The organism is Pseudomonas sp. S2_E01 (assembly GCF_054668365.1).
In genome coordinates this window covers 785,009-804,242 of record NZ_CP162762.1, presented here as the reverse complement: position 1 = coordinate 804,242, position 19,234 = coordinate 785,009, and the positions used below count along the sequence as shown (strand labels likewise).

General features: G+C 54.3%; 19 protein-coding genes. 7 read left to right on the top strand and 12 right to left on the bottom strand.

From position 1 onward, the window contains the following. Positions 1 to 167 precede the first annotated feature (167 nt). A complete protein-coding gene (locus AB4O36_RS03760) occupies positions 168 to 698 on the top strand; it encodes a hypothetical protein (protein WP_460141093.1) in 531 nt (176 codons plus the stop codon). A 206-nt stretch (positions 699 to 904) separates the two neighbouring features. On the opposite strand, the gene AB4O36_RS03755 is transcribed toward AB4O36_RS03760, so the two are convergent. Next, positions 905 to 1,276, bottom strand: coding sequence for a c-type cytochrome (locus AB4O36_RS03755; RefSeq protein ID WP_460141092.1), 372 nt, complete (start codon positions 1,274 to 1,276; stop codon positions 905 to 907). 302 nt (positions 1,277 to 1,578) lie between these two features. Between AB4O36_RS03755 and AB4O36_RS03750 the strand changes: the two genes are divergently transcribed. Beyond that, entirely contained in the window at positions 1,579 to 2,790 is a 1,212-nt protein-coding gene (locus AB4O36_RS03750; RefSeq protein WP_460141091.1) for a phage integrase, read from the top strand. An 11-nt stretch (positions 2,791 to 2,801) separates the two neighbouring features. Here the strand turns inward: AB4O36_RS03750 and AB4O36_RS03745 are convergent, their stop codons facing one another. Beyond that, a complete protein-coding gene (locus AB4O36_RS03745) occupies positions 2,802 to 3,344 on the bottom strand; it encodes a hypothetical protein (protein WP_460141090.1) in 543 nt (180 codons plus the stop codon). A gap of 153 nt (positions 3,345 to 3,497) precedes the next feature. Between AB4O36_RS03745 and AB4O36_RS03740 the strand changes: the two genes are divergently transcribed. Beyond that, positions 3,498 to 3,698, top strand: a complete 201-nt coding sequence (locus AB4O36_RS03740; protein ID WP_260961246.1) for a helix-turn-helix domain-containing protein — start codon at positions 3,498 to 3,500, stop codon at positions 3,696 to 3,698. A 411-nt stretch (positions 3,699 to 4,109) separates the two neighbouring features. Here AB4O36_RS03740 and AB4O36_RS03735 read toward each other — a convergent pair whose 3' ends face one another. Next, entirely contained in the window at positions 4,110 to 4,988 is an 879-nt protein-coding gene (locus tag AB4O36_RS03735) for a hypothetical protein (protein ID WP_460141089.1), read from the bottom strand. Between the two features lie 336 nt (positions 4,989 to 5,324). Between AB4O36_RS03735 and AB4O36_RS03730 the strand changes: the two genes are divergently transcribed. Further along, the gene (locus tag AB4O36_RS03730) at positions 5,325 to 5,657 is read left to right on the top strand and encodes a hypothetical protein (protein WP_460141088.1); all 333 of its coding nucleotides are present in this window, start codon (positions 5,325 to 5,327) and stop codon (positions 5,655 to 5,657) included. Positions 5,658 to 6,097: 440 nt separating this feature from the next. Here the strand turns inward: AB4O36_RS03730 and AB4O36_RS03725 are convergent, their stop codons facing one another. The 3 genes from AB4O36_RS03725 to AB4O36_RS03715 form a co-directional block, all read right to left on the bottom strand. Further along, on the bottom strand, positions 6,098 to 6,556 hold the full coding sequence (locus tag AB4O36_RS03725) for an N-acetyltransferase family protein (protein WP_460141087.1): 459 nt from the start codon (positions 6,554 to 6,556) through the stop codon (positions 6,098 to 6,100). A gap of 223 nt (positions 6,557 to 6,779) precedes the next feature. Beyond that, positions 6,780 to 7,163 carry a hypothetical protein gene (locus AB4O36_RS03720; protein WP_460141086.1) on the bottom strand — a complete coding sequence of 128 codons (384 nt, stop codon included), beginning with the start codon at positions 7,161 to 7,163 and terminating at the stop codon, positions 6,780 to 6,782. Next, entirely contained in the window at positions 7,160 to 8,098 is a 939-nt protein-coding gene (locus AB4O36_RS03715) for an NADP-dependent oxidoreductase (RefSeq protein WP_460141085.1), read from the bottom strand. Before AB4O36_RS03715 ends, AB4O36_RS03720 begins: the two co-directional genes overlap by 4 nt. Positions 8,099 to 8,202: 104 nt before the next feature. Here AB4O36_RS03715 and AB4O36_RS03710 point away from each other — a divergent pair, with 104 nt between their 5' ends. Further along, positions 8,203 to 8,670 carry a winged helix-turn-helix transcriptional regulator gene (locus AB4O36_RS03710; protein WP_460141084.1) on the top strand — a complete coding sequence of 156 codons (468 nt, stop codon included), beginning with the start codon at positions 8,203 to 8,205 and terminating at the stop codon, positions 8,668 to 8,670. A gap of 219 nt (positions 8,671 to 8,889) precedes the next feature. Here the strand turns inward: AB4O36_RS03710 and AB4O36_RS03705 are convergent, their stop codons facing one another. From AB4O36_RS03705 to AB4O36_RS03685, 5 genes are all read right to left on the bottom strand, one after another. After that, positions 8,890 to 9,429: an SRPBCC family protein gene (locus AB4O36_RS03705; protein ID WP_460141083.1), complete on the bottom strand. Its 540-nt coding sequence runs from the start codon at positions 9,427 to 9,429 to the stop codon at positions 8,890 to 8,892. Between the two features lie 66 nt (positions 9,430 to 9,495). Then, the gene (locus AB4O36_RS03700) at positions 9,496 to 11,001 is read right to left on the bottom strand and encodes an efflux transporter outer membrane subunit (protein ID WP_460141082.1); all 1,506 of its coding nucleotides are present in this window, start codon (positions 10,999 to 11,001) and stop codon (positions 9,496 to 9,498) included. Between the two features lie 11 nt (positions 11,002 to 11,012). Continuing rightward, the gene (locus tag AB4O36_RS03695) at positions 11,013 to 14,231 is read right to left on the bottom strand and encodes an efflux RND transporter permease subunit (protein WP_310848079.1); all 3,219 of its coding nucleotides are present in this window, start codon (positions 14,229 to 14,231) and stop codon (positions 11,013 to 11,015) included. A 15-nt stretch (positions 14,232 to 14,246) separates the two neighbouring features. Then, positions 14,247 to 15,431: an efflux RND transporter periplasmic adaptor subunit gene (locus tag AB4O36_RS03690; RefSeq protein WP_460142106.1), complete on the bottom strand. Its 1,185-nt coding sequence runs from the start codon at positions 15,429 to 15,431 to the stop codon at positions 14,247 to 14,249. A gap of 188 nt (positions 15,432 to 15,619) precedes the next feature. Then, the gene (locus AB4O36_RS03685) at positions 15,620 to 16,507 is read right to left on the bottom strand and encodes a LysR family transcriptional regulator (protein WP_310848081.1); all 888 of its coding nucleotides are present in this window, start codon (positions 16,505 to 16,507) and stop codon (positions 15,620 to 15,622) included. 87 nt (positions 16,508 to 16,594) lie between these two features. Here AB4O36_RS03685 and AB4O36_RS03680 point away from each other — a divergent pair, with 87 nt between their 5' ends. After that, on the top strand, positions 16,595 to 17,566 hold the full coding sequence (locus AB4O36_RS03680) for an LLM class oxidoreductase (protein ID WP_310848082.1): 972 nt from the start codon (positions 16,595 to 16,597) through the stop codon (positions 17,564 to 17,566). Between the two features lie 13 nt (positions 17,567 to 17,579). On the opposite strand, the gene AB4O36_RS03675 is transcribed toward AB4O36_RS03680, so the two are convergent. After that, entirely contained in the window at positions 17,580 to 17,861 is a 282-nt protein-coding gene (locus AB4O36_RS03675) for a LysR family transcriptional regulator (RefSeq protein WP_310848083.1), read from the bottom strand. A 185-nt stretch (positions 17,862 to 18,046) separates the two neighbouring features. On the opposite strand from AB4O36_RS03675, the gene AB4O36_RS03670 reads away from it, so the two are divergent. Continuing rightward, positions 18,047 to 18,958, top strand: coding sequence for a LysR family transcriptional regulator (locus AB4O36_RS03670; RefSeq protein WP_310848085.1), 912 nt, complete (start codon positions 18,047 to 18,049; stop codon positions 18,956 to 18,958). Positions 18,959 to 19,234 lie beyond the last annotated feature (276 nt).

Genomic DNA, 19,234 nt, shown 5'->3' with positions numbered 1-19,234 from the left:
CGACGAAGCGGACTCTCGGTCTCTCCGAGCAAATGGAAACAGTGGGTCACAGTCTTTAGCTTCCGCCTTGACGTTACGGTTATACCCTTGAAAACAGAATCACTCAGGCAGCTTGGCCGTAAACCGCCCATCTGCTTAACGGCCGATTTAACAGGGACTACCATCACATGGACGACAGGGAGCGATTCCATTTCGCTGAGAAGGTTTATTACTACGAGCTGGAGAGAAAAGAAAAACTGATAGCACGATTGAGCCTGCCGCTTGCAATTCTGGTCGCCTTACTGAGCTTTTTCTCCTACATGCTCGACAAAGCACCAGCCACAGCGGACGGGGGCGTAGGGGTGTTTTTCTGGATATTTTATTGGTATGCCTGCATATGCCTGGCAGTAGGCGTGTGGAAATTTTGGAGGGCGTGGAATCTACGAGTGTTCGATAAAGCCCTTTCCACTTTGGAAGATATCGAAGCGTACAGGACCCAGATGCTCAAACTCTACGCGGCGTTCGATGACGGCGTGGAAGAGACGGACAAGCAGATGTCCATATTCATTTACAATCAATACATCACGGGAGCTACAACGAACGCGCTGAACAATGATCGCCGCCTGGAGTACCTGAACGAGCTTTCAACGTTCATGGCCGCGATAATCTTGTTCGCACTGCTATCGTTCGTACCATTTTATGTCTTCCACCATCCCTAGGTGATCGAAATGACCACACAAAAACCGCCGCCGCCGCCACCACCACCGATGCGATTTGTGCGGGACGACAAGCCTCGCCCCGGCTCGTCGCGCCCAGCCGAGCCGCCTAAGCGGCCCCGCTAAAACGCAAGAAGCAGAGAAGGCAGTACGTGCCTTCTCTCCCCCCGCTACCGATCGCGCGCAATGCGCTGGCCTGACCCCGCCAATCATCGGCTTGTTGCGATCACACCCGCCATGTATTGATTCAGATCGCGCAGGTCCTGAACGCTCCAGGCGTGCGCTGGCAGCTTCACACCGTTCTCGCGCAATGTCCTTGGAATCAGGTCTCCATTGGGCCGCAGTATGACCGAAGAGACGATTACCCCAGGGTACTCATTCAACCGTTTCTTGAACGTGGCCGTTGTCAGGTCGGGTGTTGCAGGGGTGCTTTTATGAGCCAGTGGGCCGGTGGCCTGGAGATCTGTCCCATGGCACATGGCGCACCGCTGAAGAAAGAGATTTTTGCCATTCACACTATCCGCAAAGGACAGGGACGGGAGGGATAGCAGACTCAGCGAAGCGATGAGTAATAACTTCATTTCGAGGCGGCCTTCCTTGTGCCGTGAACACCAAAAAGCCCCTCCGGGATCATGCCGGGAGGGGCTTTACGCCTGCCAACACCGCTGGAAAAGCAAGCATGTGGGCAGAGGAGACCAGAACGGCCCGAATAGGTGGTGTCCCAGGGCAGGTTCGAACTGCCAACCTTCCCCTTAGGAGGGCCAAATTCAGACCAATAAGCAAAGGGTAGGACCAGTGATTACGGGACTTACAGTCCGGTTGCGTCCGATAAAACAGCTCCGTATAGTGTTTTTTGCACCCACAATGCACCCACGGAGATCAGGTGAAAGAAAAGCTAACCGGCAAACTACTGTCATCCTTGGAAGTCACCGGCAAGGAGTACGAGGTCCACGATACCATCGTGATAGGCCTATACGTACGTGTAACGGCGGCCGGGGCCAAGTCGTATATTGTCAGATGGGGACGCGCGCGCAAAAAAGCGTTGGGACGAGTCGGTATCCTTACACTCGACCAAGCCCGCCAAGAAGCAACTCAGTACTTATATGAAGCGCGCAAACACGGCGAGCCTCTGGCAGTCACCCACGGCCGGAAAGGTACTGCCCTCCCCTCGCTACGCGAGTTCATCGACGACATATATATGCCGTGGTTCAAAACTCACCACAAGGGCCACGAAAAAACGTTGCACACCCTGGACAACAATTTCGACACGATCATGGCTCAGCGGATCGACGCAATCACCGGTCGCGATCTCGACCAGATTCGCACTACCTGGATGAAGACCGGCAACAAGCCCTCGACCGTCAACCGCAAAATGGGCTCAATCAGCGGCGTGTTTAGCCGGGCGGTAGAATGGGAGTACATCACAGCCCACCCTGTGGCGAAGCTAAAGCAGCTAAAGGTCGATTCTATTGGAGTGGTGCGATACTTGTCCGACGACGAGGATAAACGCTTGCGCTCGGCACTTGATGCACGCCAAGACGAAATGCGGCGTGAGCGTGAAAGTGCAAACAAATGGCGTGCAGACAGAGATCAAGAGCAGAAGCCGAGCTTACTAGACCTGCATTTCACAGATCACTTAAAGCCGATGGTTATCGTCTCACTGAAAACGGGGATGAGACGCGGGGAATTATTTAACCTCAAATGGTCATCGGTAAATTTCGATACAAAGACCATAACTGTCACTGGTGATACAGCAAAGACCAGCGAAACTCGACACGTTCAAATGAATACAGAAGTCGTTACGACCCTTAAAGAGTGGAAAAAGCAATCTACGTCCGACCACTATGTATTTGCAAACCGAGAAGGCGACCGCTTTGAGGACGTCAAAAGCGCATGGCTCAAACTACTCAAGCGTGCCCAGGTGATAGGCTTTCGGTGGCATGACATGCGCCACGACTTCGCATCAAGGCTTGTGATGGCCGGAGTGCCGCTTAACACGGTACGGGATTTGCTGGGCCATGGGGATATAAAGACGACATTGTGTTACGCACACCTGGCACCCGGAACTAAAGCCGCGGCTGTCGAGCTTATCTGAATTTACTAGGCTTATGGTTTCGCCTCTATCATCTTCAGATATTCGCCAAAAGATACCGATACAGACTTATTTTTAATTCGAAATTCGGCATAGTCCTCGAGCGACGGCATCAACCGATTGATCGTATCCAGATCAACTTTTGGAATTCTATACTTGGTGGTGTATTTGATAACACCTTCCGACTTTGGAAAGATCTCACTATCTCCAGAAAATACATCCGGCGACCACAGAATGGCATCGACAATCTTGTGGTCCTTCGGGCTCAACGCATCGCCTGCTAAAAAGAAAGTCCGCAGTTTCTTGAGGATTGGCTCATCAGGTGAATGAGCCAACTGCAAAGCTTCTAGCAACCTCCAATCCCCACCATTCAAAACACGCTCGTCGACATCTATATCGACTTCTTGAACCTTGAATTTCGCCGCAGCTTCGAGAATCAAATCCTCAAGTACACGAGTTGAGGTTTTCTTCATCGCGTTCGCCAATCCTTCAAGACAAGCCTTTGAGGTCGCGCTAACGCGCAGGTGAATTGTTTCTGCTTTCTTCCTAACTGCCATCGTCGAATTCCAGACGTCTGTGGATTTCAGCAAGGTTGCCACATCACAGACGGACACACAACGAAAACGTGTTGACACAATTGTGGCACCACATCTAATGTGGCACCACAGACGCGACATCCCGTTGCGTCATGAAGCCACAAAGGCCGCTTGATGAACAAAAATAGCTCCTTGGACCCGATATCAGTCGGGGTGGACGATGCCGCACGCTTGATTGGCGTTGCTCGATCCATGTTTTACGAAATGATTGCTAACGGGGAGATCCACACGTTCAAGCTGGGGAGACGGAGGTTGGTGAGGGTGAAAACCCTAGAGGCTTTCATCAAACGACAGGCTCAGGAAAACGGCCGATGAGCCTCCGCATAGTTGATTTCACTGGAAACGTACTCGGCATCTTGGTGCTACCAGAAACCATCCTATTAGCAGATTTGGAAGCCCTTCGGCGCCTCGGCGCCCACAGAATTGAGGTAGTAACACACTAAGCTTGCTCAGGGACTGTTTGATTGAAGGTGGGGATGCGACGGACGTGAATAGCGACCTTAAACGTTTAAGGTCGCTGTTGATGGGTCTAGCTGCGTAATTGTCTAGACTTGACCACCCATTTGCATTCAACCTGACCAGTTGTTTACGTCGGATCTGACCAGCGCACTGGGTGCGCCTTGACCGGCAGGAATCGACCCAATACAGCCGGTCAGCACCACCAGAAATCGGCGAATATCTGCCCTTCGCTTCGCCTATCGCCCACAACCCCAGTCATCCTGGCTACTAGCCCTTGAAGCTTTTCGAAAATTTAAGATTGAACCTGTTAGGACTGGTGATGGCTTTGGACAGTTTCGTGCCGCTGCCGATTCGTTTGAAGTAGCTGATATCCCGCTTCATGTACTTGTCCAAATCATCCCAGTCCGGCGCACGTCCCAACGAGCGCGCGGAAAAATCGTTCTCCTCCAGTACTCCCAGCATCTCGGGGTAGCGCTGCTTGTAGAAATCCCAAGCGGCCAAGAACTTCGTGCGGACATGCGGCACTTGATGGTTGCGCATTTGGTTGTATATATCTTGGAGAAAACGAACCTGCCATGTGACGTAAGGGGCAATATCCCCCATATGAATCTGGTAGTCCTCAACAGGAAAATGGCCACCGGTATGTTTATTCAGCTGCTCCAATGAGCGGTTAAGATAGACGAAGGAATAGTCAGCATTGAACGGTGCCAAGCGGAAAAATTGGTTGTACTTTGCGCACTCGTGGTCCATGAACAAGCCAAGCGACGGAATATCCTTTTCAGCCAGATATGCTGAGATCAAGGCAGTGCCATAGAAACACTCAACGTGCTTCAGATCGTAGTGGGAGAAATCGCCGGCCACGAGGGCCGCGCGGAAGTAGATATCCTGACCGGTAAGCCGGTGGTGTAAGTCCTCGGCGAACTCCGTGAGGTACCATACTAGATATTCCCTCTCGGCGTCGTTGGAGGCCGGCTCAATGTTGTAGACCAGAACCGTGTCTGAGAAAACGATAGTCTTGAAACTGTTATGTTTGTGTACATTCAGGCTATCTAGAATCGAATAGATGCGCGCTACCTTCCTTGGTTCTTTGCGTACCATATCGGTAAAGCCCAGAATATCTATGTAAAGGAGAAATCGGTCCGTCATCCCAAGGTTCCCTGTCTTACTGGAGGCGGGCATCATCGCCAGTTTTGAGCCGTTTTAATAGCCCTCCGTGCCGCTCACTATGGCTCCGGGATTTCAACAAAATCGGCTCAGAGCTGAGCGCCTGAGTACCCGTTTTGGGTCGGCACCTGTCCTTTATTGCCGCTGTCGCCTCAGTCAGCTTTGGTTCGGTCTCCAGTGGCGGCATCAATGCACAGCGAACCTAAATCCTTCAGGCACGGTCGCCAGGTGCTACAGCTGATCAAGAGGAGACTCGCTACTGGAGAAATTCGTCATACTGATAGAATCGTTCTCGCTAACATCCCTCCGAGAATCGGCATGAACCCAGAACTAACTGAAGAAGAGATGCGCCGGGCCTTATTCGGTGCTGACGAGCCGTTTGCGCAAGACATTACGCCTCCCGTGCAAAAGCCTCGCGCGGATATCATGATCACGCAGTCGGCGAAGGTGGCAGAGAAAAAGAAGATTGCGAAAGCATTTACGCCTAGGCTGAAAGTCACGCTTCGGGTGGGTAATGAATTTGAAGGCAAGACGCACGAGATGATTCATGAGGCCGATACGTTGAGCACCCTCCTAGCTGAGCAGGAAGCGACTAGGGTGGCACGGAAAAAATTCCGATTTGTGGAAGTGGTTTCGATCGAGTCGATGTAGATGGATTTTCACTAGGCTAACGGGCTAGTCGTTGAAAGGCTTTCATTTGGTGGCAAACCCGAACAACCTTGGTGGAAGGCCCCCCGCCCTGGCGTCAGTGGCGGTAATCGGCCGATTGTGTTGAAAAAGTCGGCCATGGTTTCCACCGCAGAAAAGTATGCGCTTGAGATTGAAATCTTTATTTTGAACAGAGGGTTCCGGGCTCAGATTTCGCGTAGCTGCGCGCAAAAAAGGCATCTTCAGCAGTCAATACATGCGCAGCCTGGAAGGACCGACTTTTCCAACACAATCGGTCGAAAGCTGTCCGTCGCGGAGTCAGCGCTGCGACTCTTCGGCAACTAGTGGTACAAAACTGGCCGATAACTGCCCTTCACAACGCGCTGCTTTGGGCCTCAACGCGGAAAATCCAGCAGCAATTAGTGCCAAATGCTGTCCCTTCACTAGGCATAATCGCCTCCAACGGGTGATTTCTCGTAGTAGCTGTAGTCACCTTCATCCCCAGCGAACACGTAACCTGCGTCCTCATACAGATGCTTAGCAGGGTTGTGTTTTATTACGCCAAGAACCAGTCGCGCCGCGCCGCTTTTAAAAGCCTCGCTTTCAAAGTGTTTGAGCAACAATGCGCCAATACCTTGTCGACGGTAGTCGGTCAACACATTGATGGAGCTTAGAATTGCTTCCTCATTCTTTACTTCCCAGAAGTAATAACCAACTACCTCACCTTCCATTTCCGCAATAAACATTCGAGATAAATTCGACACCCACTGCTCCAAGTGCCGATCGATCGCGCCATTCCATCCAGGTGCAGACCCGGGCTCAAACTCTTCGATGTAAGCGCGCTCAAGCCTAAATACGAGGGATAAATCTTGAGGGGTTGCTTGACGGAGTTCAGGTATCACGCAGGCTCTCCAATTTCGTGACGTCTAATCATTGTATTAAGTGAGAGGTTTGAATATTTGCATCGAAGTCGTCGCTCGAGCACTCCTCAACAACCCACTGGACGGCAAAGACCGCCTTCGTTCCTGGCCTGTTAATTCGCAAATGCCAGGCCAAGGTTACGATGCTCACACATCCCGAATCTCGTAAGCATTGACCCAGCATTGCGCGCCAAACTTAGGAAGCTTATGGCAAGAAATAGTCAACTCCAATCTCGGTAGCTAATGTCTCTTTCAACGCCGCGGAAAGCCTGTTCACCGCGCCCAGCGGCCCGTGGTGAATACCGACTTCGATTATATCGCCCGCCGGGTTTCGACTGAGTGTCAGGACACCATGCAGGTTACTCCCGCCAAACGCTCGCGCGTCATATTCGACTAATTCCCGCTCCCCTAACGTTCCTTGAAAAACCACCGAATGTGATTCGTACAACCCGCCTGCGGTTTGGACCACCTTGATAATCGCATCACGGCCTTGCAGCGGGCGATTGAGGACAGACGAAATCAGGAGCGCGTCTGGCGCCAATTGATTTAGCCAGGGAGGTGACAGAGACTGTGTAGTTGGCTCGCTCATGGCGCAATCCTCAATACCACCTTGCCGGTCGTGCTTCCTTGTGCCACCAGTGCGTGAGCCTGCGCTCCCTCAGTTAACGCAAACTCATGGCTGACATGCGGAGTTAGTTGACCTGATTCAACCCACGCTGCCAGTTGCTGAAGGCCGGCGCTGTCAGCCTCAACAGCAACGCTGGAGAAACGCCGTCCGGCAGCGGCAGCCAACGCTGGCATGTGGCCGTTGCTGAGCCCAATGGAAGTGACGACGATGCCGTTAGGTTTGAGAACCGGTAAAGACCGCTCGGCGTAACCATGGCCAACGGTATCAAACACTACATCGATGTCACTCAGCACCGTTGTAAAATCAGTCGCTTGATAGTCGATCACCTCGTCGACACCGAGGCTGCGCACGAAGTCGAATTTCGAGGCACTGGCCGTCGCAATGACGTGCGCGCCTAACGCTTTGGCGATTTGCACTGCGACGTGACCTAACCCACCGCCGCCGCCGTGAATCAACACCCGCTGGCCTGGCTCGACCTGTGCAATTTCACTTAACGCTTGTAACGCTGTCAGCCCAACCAACGGTAGCGCTGCTGCCTGTGCGTGACTAAGGCGCTTCGGTTTCAACCACAGATGACGAGATGGGGCGGCAATGTATTCCGCGTAGGCACTGACGGCTCGTGGGAAGAGCGGCATGCCGAATACTTCATCGCCCACTTTGAAGCGCGTGGAGCCAACTTCGATTTCCTCTACCACACCAGAAACATCCCAGCCGGGTACAAACGGTGCTGCACCTAGCAGAGGGAATGCGCCTGACCGCACAAGCAAGTCCACCGGATTGATAGAGGCGGCATGCACCCGCACCAGCACCTCAGTGAAATTGCGAACTGGTTTGGGTACATCGACCAACTCAAGCACCTCAGGGCCGCCAACACGGTATTGAATCAAGCTTTTCATGGTTTGGTTTCTCAAGTAACGCTCTAAACTAGAGCCGGTGTGGCTATACTCTGCGCAACGATCTCTTTTGTAAATTAGGCACCTTTTAGTGCCATAGGTACCCAATGGATACTACATTTAACCATCTTTCGCGGTCCCAAATCGGCAAAATCAGGGCCGGTGATATTTACGATGTGGCGTGTCCGTCGCGTAGCGTGATTCAAATGCTCGCGGATAAATGGACCATCCTGGTTATCGACTCACTATCGTCAGGGCCTATGCGCTTTGGCGAACTGCGCAGACAGGTGGGCGGAGTAACGCAGAAGATGTTGACGCAGACTCTGCGTTTGCTGGAGCGCGATGGTCTGGTATTGCGGGTGGTGTATGCGAGTGCCCCACCTAGCGTGGAATATTCGCTGACGCCGCTTGGCGATAGCATCACCGCGATTACGGAGCAGATGTGCCGCTGGGCTCAGGAGAATATGAAGCCGGTGCTGGTAGCCCGACTCGACTACGACTCGCGCGTGGCGCTTGAACAGCAACCTCAGTCTGGTGCGGCAGTAGGCAATCGCGCACGACGCCAGCTCACGTAGTGACCGTTAAGATTTTCGTTTCAGAAGAAAATGAGGTGCTGTTTACTTGGACTGCTCTAAACGTCCGCTTATGGCCGATTGTTGCCTGTCGCGACCGGCCGCTTCTGGCGAATAGGGGTTACTCATTTGCGTCGGTGAGGCCGGGTGCTATGCGATCGCTAAACCCTCATCAGGATAGGTGATGACAGCTTCGTTAAGTCGCAGCTATCCGCTCTCGGATCACTCTGATACAGGTAATCGGGCGGGCAAGCCCGATTGGGCTCTCACGCTCAACTGTGCCAACCAAATATCGTGCTGTTCAATCAAGCCTTGAGTGAACCCTTCAGTCGCCCAGATACCTAGCGTACTGATTTGAGTTTCATCCGTAATCAGCAAAGTTCCCCCGTCAGCAAGCGGATGTAGATACCAGGTGTGATAGGCCTTTACTCCGTCAGCAACGGCGATCCATGCGAGACGCCGCTCAGTCTCAAAATCATGAACTGTCGAGGTGAGGCGAAATCCGAAGGTCGTCCATTTAAAAACAGAGCCGGCTTGTAAGAAAGGGCCAGGCCACACCACAAAATCGACGTCCTGAGCGTTTGGGTACCATTGCGGCCAGCTTTCTGCGTATGTCAGCCATGCCCAAACAGTAGCAGGGGATGCAGGAATCACTAGATGGTTACGGGCGTACAGGGGGGCATTTTGTGGATGATAGTCACTGGGCCATCGTATTTGAGACCTGACGTTAGCCAGTACAGTTTGAAATGTTGATTCAGTCATTTGCATATCCTCCGTTGAAACACCATGGAAGTGGTTGTAGGTCTACGATCTGTTGACCAAATCCGCCTATTCCGGCCTGGAATTGCCTTGCGCCAACGTGGGGCGTTCTTCCCAACCGCCACCCAGCGCACGAATGAGATTGACGGTGGCAATGGCTTGCAGTCCTCTCAACTGCACTGCTCCCTGGCGCGATTGAAGTGCCGTGCGCTCGGCATCGATCACCGCGAGGTAAATGACGTTGCCTTCCATGTATTGGCTGCGGGCAATTGCTGACGCTCGTTCTGAAGCCGCGACCGCGCGATCCTGCTCTGCGGTTTGAACCCGTAGGATCCTCAAGTCGGACAGACCGTCTTCCACCTCCTGAAAGGCGATCAGCACCTGCTCGCGATAAAGTGCCACGTCCTGTTCATAAAGCGCCCTGGCGTTTGCCAGGTTGCCCTTGCGTAGCCCGCCATCGAAGATCGGCACATTCAGCGCCGTGCCCACAAGCGGACCGAGCAGGAAGGTGCGGCTACTCCACTGGAACAGGTTACCCAGCGAGCCGGACTCAAAGCCGGCAGCTCCGGTCAGGTGCAACGCAGGGAAAAATGCTGATTTGGCCATGCCGATCCGGGCATTGGCTGCCGCCATTGAGCGTTCGGCGGCGGCGATATCCGGTCGACGCTCCAACAGGGATGACGGCAAGCCCGCTGGAATACGGATGTCTACGGTTTGCTGAGAACTCGGTTTCAGCGAAAACTGCGCCGGCGTTTTACCCAGTAGCACCGCCAAGCTGTGCTCTGCCGCAGCACGCAGGCGCTGTACCGACAACGCATCAGAGCGCGCGATAGCCAACTCCGATTCAGCACGGGCGACATCCAGCTCACTGATGTCGCCCAGTTCAAATCGTTGCCTTACCAATGCGAGTGCTTGCGCACGCAACCTCACAGCGTCTGCAAACGCATCGATTTGCGCATCCATTTGCCGCAGCACGAAGTAATTCTCTGCAACGTCAGCCTGCACGCTTAACTGCACCGAACGCATCAACGCTTCGCTGCGCTCAGTTTCAGCATCGGCGGCATCCACCATAGAAGCAACGCGACCGAACAGGTCGACCTCGTATGACACACCTGCCTGTGCGCGCCACAGGGTTTGCTGCGCCCCATCGCCCCGATCCGACTGCGACGGAGATTGTGACGCTGGCGACAGACGTTGACGTGTAGGACTGAATCCGGCTTCGAGAGTCGGGAACAGGCCGGCCTGCGCAGTTTGGTTTAGCGCTCGGGCTTGCTTGAGCCTCGCCGCTGCAACATGCAGGTTCTGGTTTTCCTGCATGGCTTGATGCTCAAGGTCGTTGAGCACAGGGTCATTGAACACGGTCCACCAAAGCCCACGCTCCAGCGCTTCAGAGGGCTCGGCAGTTTTCCAGCTCCCGCCCTCCTCGTTTGATAACTGTGCCTCATCCTTGAAAGCCGAGGGTGGCACCAGAGCTTCTTTGTCATAACCCGGTTGCAGGGAACAACCCGCCACGGTCAACACTGAAAAAACCCCTGCACAGCGCCCCAGAAATGAACCTAAGGAAAATGCTTTCATGATTCTGATACTCACTGTGGGTGCGCAACGCCGGGGCCGCTGTGAACATGGCCGGCTGCAACGCTCTGAAGACTTGGGTGCATTCCGTGCTTATCAACCAGATGTTCGACACCCGACAATTTGCGCAGCAGCACGTAAAACACCGGCGTCAACATCAAGCCGAACAGCGTCACGCCGAGCATGCCGAAGAAGACCGCGATGCCCATGGCCTCGCGCATTTCCGCACCCGCTCCGGAAGAAAACACCAGCGGCACCACCCCCATGATGAACGCGATGGATGTCATCAGGATTGGCCGCAGGCGCAAGCGGCTAGCTTCGACTGCCGCCTCGATGATGGTGCGGCCCTGCATCTCCAACTCCCTGGCAAACTCTACAATCAGGATCGCGTTCTTCACCGACAGTCCAACCAACACCATCAACCCGATCTGGGTAAAAATGTTGTTGTCGCCGTCGGTCAGCCAAACACCGATTAACGCCGAAAGGATGCTCATCGGCACAATGAGGATAATTGCCAGCGGCAAGGTCAGGCTTTCATAGAGAGCTGCCAGCACCAGGAACACCAGCAACACACTGATCGGGAAAATCCACAACGAAGCATTACCCACCAATACCTGCTGATAGGTCAGATCCGTCCATTCGAATTTCACGCCACGGGGCAATACTTCGGCAGCAATTCGTTCGACAGCTGCTTGCGCCTGGTCGGACGAATAACCTGGTGCCGGGCCACCATTGATGTCTGCAGCCGGGTAACCGTTGTATCGCACCACCGACTCTGGACCATAAGTGGTAGTGACCTTTACCACTGACGACAGAGGCACCATCTCTCCGGCGGCGTTACGGGTCTTGAGCAGCCCGATGTCCGCCGCGGTGGCACGGAACGGCGCGTCGGCCTGGGCACGAACCTGATAGACCCGTCCAAACTTGTTGAAGTCGTTGATGTAGGTCGACCCCAGATAGATTTGCAGCGTGGCGAACACGTCGGTCACCGAAACCCCCAATTGCTTGGCTTTTACTCGGTCCAGTTCGACGTTGAGTTGCGGCACGTTGATCTGGAAGGTAGTGAACGACGGGCCTAACTCGGGCGCCTGCGCCGCCTTCGCCAGGAATGCCTGGGTCGCGTCATTCAACGCTTCATATCCTAGCGAGCCACGATCCTCGATCTGCAACTTGAAGCCACCCAGCGTGCCGAGTCCCAGCACAGGTGGCGGAGGAAACGCCGCCACACTCGCCTCTTTGATCTGCGAATATTCGCCGTTCAATTGAGCGACGATGTCCTCTGTCGATTCGCCTTCGCCGCGCTGGATCGAAGGCTTGAGGATCATGAAAATAACCCCCGCGCTTGATGAGTGGGTGAAGCCATTAATCGACATCCCCGGATACTGAACGGCACGCTCGACACCCGGTATCCGGTGCGCGATTTCGGCCATGCGCCGCACCACCTGCTCAGTACGTTCCATGGAGGCGCCATTGGGCAATTGCGCCACGGCCAGCACATAGTCCTTGTCCTGTTGCGGAACGAATCCGCCTGGCACGACTTTGCCCATGAAAACTGCCGCACCGAGAAGCAGACCGTAGATGACCAGCATCACCATTTTGCGGTTGACTAGACGATTAACCCCATGGCCGTAAGACTTTGAGCCGCGGTTGAAGACGTTGTTGAACCCATCGAAGAAGCGCCCGAAGAGGCGATCCATCACTCGGGTCAACCAGTCTTTCGGAGCGTCGTGACCTTTGAGCAGCACCGCCGCCAGCGCCGGTGACAGGGTCAGCGAGTTGAACGCAGAGATCACTGTCGAGATGGCAATCGTCATCGCAAACTGTTGGTAGAACTGCCCAGTCAATCCTGACATGAACGCCAGCGGCACGAACACCGCGACCAGTGTCAGGGCAATCGCAATGATCGGCCCGCTGACTTCCTGCATGGCTTTGTAGGTCGCATCGCGGGGTGACAGCCCAGCCTCAATATTGCGCTCTACGTTCTCGACGACAACAATCGCATCGTCGACCACGATACCGATGGCAAGCACCATGCCAAACAGCGAGAGCGCGTTGATCGTATAACCGAATGCCAGTAAAAGCGCGAACGTGCCGATGATCGACACCGGTACGGCCAACAGCGGAATCAGCGACGCGCGCCAGGTTTGCAGGAAGACAATCACCACCAGCACTACCAGGGCGATCGCTTCGAACAGCGTCATGATCACTGCATTGATGCTTTCCTGAACGAACTGACTGGGGTCATAGGCAATTCGGTATTCCAGATCCTCAGGCATGTCGGCCTGCAACTCGTCCATCGCGGCGCGAACATCCCGGGAAATCTGCAAAGAGTTCGCGCCGGGTTGCTCAAAGATCACCACCTGTGCCGACTGCTCGTTATCCAACAGCGAGCGCAACCCGTATTCGGCCGCACCGACCTCAACCCGTGCTACATCGGAGAGATGAGTCACGGCGCCGTCGACCGAAGACTTGAGGATGATGTCCAGGAATTCCTGCTCAGTTTTCAGTCGACCCTGAGCGTTGATACTTAACTGCAAAGGGACGTTCGTCATCATCGGTGCGCCGCCGACCATCCCCGCTGCGACTTGTACGTTCTGCTCGCGAATGGCATTGACCACGTCGGTCGCCGTCATGTTCAGGCGCGCGATTTTCTGCGGGTCCAGCCAGATGCGCATGGAGTAATCGCCACCGCCCCACAACCTCGCCTCGCCGACGCCGGGAATGCGCGCAAGCCGATCTCGCACGTTGATCAGGAGATAGTTACGCAGGTAGGGCATGTCGTAGCGACGGTTCGGTGAGACCAAGTTCACCGCGATGGTCAGCGTCGGCGATGACTTGATTGAGGTCACCCCCAGGCGCTGGACTTCTTCGGGCAGGCGCGGAAGCGCTTGGGCTACTCGCGTCTGGATAAGCTGCTGGGCAAGGTTGGGATCGGTGCCCAGTTTGAACGTCACCGTGGTGGTCATGTTGCCATCGCTGGTCGCCTGCGACTGCATGTACAGCATGTCCTCGACGCCATTGATTTGCTCCTCGATAGGCGAAGCAACCGTGTCGGCAATCACCTTGGGATTTGCCCCAGGGTACTGGGCATGCACAATCACAGAAGGCGGTACGACTTCCGGATATTCCGAGGAAGGCAATTTCATCAGAGCGATGAGCCCGGCGAGTACGACCAGCACTGACAAAACACCGGCGAAAATCGGCCGATCGATAAAGAATCTTGAGATATTCATGGGACTTGCTACGCCTTAGGCCGCGGGCTTGATTGAAGGAGCCAGGCTCGCCATATCGACGCTTTGAGCATTTACTGAGTCTTGTGGCCGCACGCGTTGCATACCATTGACGATCACCCTGTCTCCGGCTTTCAGGCCGCTCAATACCACACGCAGTCCGTCATGCAAGTTACCCAGTACCACCTCGCGGTATTGGGCGCGATTCTGCTCATCCACCGTCAGCACGAACTTGCGCGTCTGGTCGGTTCCGACCGCCGCATCATTGATCATCACTGCCGTGTGCGGCTGACCACCGCTGACCTTGATGCGGGCGTACAGGCCCGGTAGAAGTGCGCCGTTGGCATTATCGAAACGGGCGCGTACACGGATGGTGCCCGAGCGGCTGTCCAGTTGATTGTCGACCGAATCGATCCTGCCTTGACGGGAATAGCCAGATTCATTGGCCAGCCCCAGCGATACCGGTACCGCCAGACGAGAAGCACCACTGAGGTAGCTCAGATATGTCTGCTCATCGACGTCGAACGAGGCATAAATCGGAGACACCGACACCAGCGTAGTCAGACGCGGCGCAGCGGCACCACTCGCAACGACATTGCCCAGCGTCAACTCCGCGCGGGACACCCGACCGGCCACAGGCGCAACTATCTGGGTGTAGCCAAGATTGATCCGTGCGGAATCCAACGCGGCCTGCGCTGTTTTTACCTGCGCTTGGGCTTCGCGCAGTGCATTGTGTTTTTCGTCCCGATCACGCTTGGAGATCGCGTTGGCATCGATGAGCCGGTCAGCACGCGCGGCGTCCGCCGTGGCGAAAACTGCGCGCGATTGTGCCGCGGCCAACACGCCCGCGGCACGGTCCAATTCAGCCTGGTAGGGTTTGGGGTCGATGCTGAACAACAGTTCGCCTCGCTTCACCAGACTTCCGTCCTTGAAGTGAACGCCAACAATCGTGCCGCCTACCAACGGCCGAATGGCAACCTCATCAATCGCCTCCAGTCGACCGGAGTAGGATTGCCACTCTGTAATGGGTTGCGACACTACAACCGCAACACTGACGTCAACGACCGGCGCCGGAGCGCTGGCTGCTTCGGCAGAGCTGATAAATGTACCTTTGTGACGCTGCGCAAAAGGTACGCCCGCAGCACAAACAACTATAAAGAGCGCACCTAGCGCTACGGACACACTTTTACGACTAGCTAACATCATGATGATTCCTGGTAATCGGATCAGATAACGCTAGGACTTGCGACCTATCGCCGGGGCCGGACCAGTTCATCGGATGGATCACACAGGACCGGAGGCGTCCATTGTGGAAGCCTCTTACGGATTGATAAACGATGCGCAGGGACACCCATTGTGGCGTTTATCGACACAATGAAAATCGAGGAAAATCAGCCAGCCAACATGTTGACGATCCAATTGATCAGCGGGCTGGATGCCGAATGCGGGTGCCAGGCCACAATCAACTCATATCCAGGGGGACTGACATTTTCTTCCAGTTGCACGATTTTCAAACCGGGGTATGGCAGAAGGCGGGAGGGAATGAACGCCACAGCGCCAGTGGCTTTGACCATCTGCCCAACCAGTAGAAAATGCGGCACCGAGAGAATGATGTTGCGTTGCAAGCCGCGTTGCTCGAACCAACCATCTGCCGAGCCCTGCAAATTGGCCCTGGCGGGCGAAACCACCACATGAGGCTGTCGAGCCAATGCGTCCAGACTGACCACACCATGGCATAGCTCAGACGCTTCTTGCGCGACGCACACATAGTGCTCATGAAACAGAGTCCGCCGCGGAAAGTTCGCCGGAACGTACTCAGGAAGGGAAATCGCAATGTCGATCTCACCGCTAGCCATTTTTCCAGCCAGAGAATCGATTTGCAGCTCGCTCAGGATCAACTTTAGATGGGGGGCCTGCTCACGAATGTCACTCAGACGAGGAGCGAGGGCGACATAGTGCGCGTAGTCCGCCCCACAAATATTCACCTGAGCAAACGCCTGTGCTGGATCGAAAGGTGCTCGATCTATTAGCCGATCAAGTGCGCAAAGGATTTCATTCACTTCGCCCGCCAGTTCCTGTGCTAGCGACGTGGACGTAACTCCACGGCCCGTGCGCACGAACAACGGATCGCCAAAAACCTCCCTTAACGTCGCCACATTAGCGCTAACGGCTTGCTGAGTTAGCCCCATCTGGTCGGCGACAACACTGAGATTTTTTTCCTTGAGCAATGCGGAAAAAATCCGCAGCTGTTTGATTCCTAGTCTCGCTACTCTGTTCATATTTGTATCTTATACAAAAAATGATTGTTTGTTGTTGTATCAGCTGCGCCATAGGCTGCGATCCATAGCCTCCAACACGGTCCTTCCATGCTAAGCCTTTCCACGCTGCCGTATTACGCTCAGCCGGCATTTCGCCGCACCTTTGAAGAAGGTCAATTGACACTGGGCGCGGTCTTTCCTATCGAAGCCTACTCAGGCGCATCCCCAACCATGCAGCACCAGGCAGAACGAGCACGGCAAGCAGAAGCCGCGGGATTTGCCGCGTTATGGGTTCGTGATGTGCCTTTACTGGATCCTGACTTCGGTGATGTCGGTCAAGTGTTTGACCCATTTGTTTACCTTGGTTACATCGCTGCACAAACCGAACGTATCGCGCTCGGAACAGCATCTAGCGTGGTGCCTCTTCGCAATCCCTTGCACTTGGCCAAAGCGGCCACAAGCGTCGACCAACTGAGTGGCGGTAGACTGCTACTCGGGGTTGCCACGGGCGACCGTCCGGTGGAGTTTCCGGCATTCGGCGTTAATCCCGAACACCGTGGTGAACTGTTTCGCGAATACATCGAAGTACTGAGAAAATCGCAAACCACTCGTTTTGAGGCCTTGCGATGGAGTAATGGCCTGCTGTCTGGCGGCGATATGGTCCCCAAGCCCTTCGCCAATGAAATACCTTTGTTGATTACAGGAAACAGTCGCCAATCCATTGAATGGATCGCTGCCAATGGCCATGGCTGGATCAATTACCCGCGACCGCCAGAGCATCAGCAAGCCATCATTCGCCACTGGCGGGCGGTCGTGCAGCAACAATGTGGCGAGGTCTTCAAGCCTTTTTGCTGCTCGCTCTACGTCGAACTGACCGATAATCCCGACTTCCCTCCACACGCCATTCATTTGGGTTATCGGCTGGGCCGCAACCACTTGAAAGCGCTCCTAGAATTGCTGCGCGATATTGGCGTTAATCACGTCATGCTGAATTTCAGATTCGGCCAGCGACCGGCCCAAGAAATGATCGAGGAGTTGGAGCAGTTTGTGGTGCCACATTTCAGCGCTAGAGCGAACTGAAACAACCCGTGAATCACCGATTGGCCACCAACAATAACTCGATCCGATTCATCGCGGGGATGAGCGCGGTGGCAATTTTTATGGCTTTGGCGGTAGGACGCACACCGTGCTCGGCCCGAAGAAATAAACGATCGCGGAAGTGCAATCGCAATTGAGCCAGCGAGTTACTCACCGCAGGTTGCTTGACGCCAAGACAAAGGGCCGCCCGGGACACGCTGCACTCACGATAGACCACTATGAAAGTAGTCATCAGATTGAGATTGAAATCTATGAAACACTTTTCATTAATGGCCATCAGTCACTCGCATCTGCACGCGGATGAGACTGAGGCAACTTGGGAAAAACATATATGCAACGTATTGCCCGCCCATCTGAACCTATCCGAAGTCCGAAAAAGAATGCTGTTTCGTTGAGAATAAACAGCAACCGCCTGTTGATAAACGATGCCGAAGAAGACGCTTTGTGGCGCCAGGAGAGACAATGATCAGACGGTCTGATATTTCGATGCCCGATATAGTGACATTCACCGCCGTTGCTCAAACCGGGAGCTTCACTCGCGCCGCTGAGGGCCTGGGCACAGATAAATCCAACGTCGGAAAAGCCGTGCAACGCCTGGAGAAACGCCTTGGCACCCAATTGTTCCAGCGGACCACGCGGGTAATTCGTCTCACCGAAGATGGGGAAATCTATTTAGTGGGGGCTTTGACCGCTCTGGATTATCTCAAAGAGGTGGAACATTCCCTTAAAGTTCGGCGCAGCGAGCCAATTGGACGCGTGCGACTCAATCTCCCCGCAAGTTTTGGCCGTCTGCTTTTGCCCACGTTCGCAGCCCTCGCTGGGCGCTATCCGAAACTCACCCTGGAACTGGCCATCACCGATCAGGTGTCAGACCCTGTTGCAGAAGGCTGGGATATCGTCGTGCGCATCGGCGAATTGCTGACCGACAGTGAAATGACCGTGCGAAAGTTGTGTGACACGACCTTTGGACTTTATGCATCTCCGGACTACATCGCTCGCAGGGGCGACCTTAAATCGGTGAGTGATATCGCCAACCACTCAGCGTTGATCTTCCGTGGTCGTAACGGTCGTTTGCGTCCATGGACGCTACTTGATGAAGGCCATATCAGGGAAATCTCCCCTGAGCCACAAATCATCACATCAGATACACAGGTCATCATCGACGCTATGGTTAAAGGCCTCGGCGTCGGCCAAATACTCGACCGCATGGCCCAACCGTATATCTGTGAGGGCGCGCTCGTGCATTTGCTGCCTCAGTCAAGTACAGCCGGATTACCTGTGCATGCTTTGATCCCCTCAGGACAAAAAATGTCGGCAAAAACTCGGGTAGTTTTGAATCATTTGTCAGAGAGCTTGAGATTACCCGCAACCTAACACAATCCTGAGTTCAGTTACCGGTAATAGCTGGAGAACTACAACGGCGACTGATATCAGAAATAATGATGTGTTATGCAACTATAAAATAGCGGCCCATTTAAATCACCACTATCACACCTACTGGAATTAATAAACACTAAACCCTTGCCCTGAGGCGAATGGTTTTTAATTATCACTATCGGCGAAGTCGATTATACCGAATCCAGAAAGCCGATAAGCTATTACCAAGCGAAGCATAAAGCCATACGAATCAACCTTGTCTTTTTGTTCCGC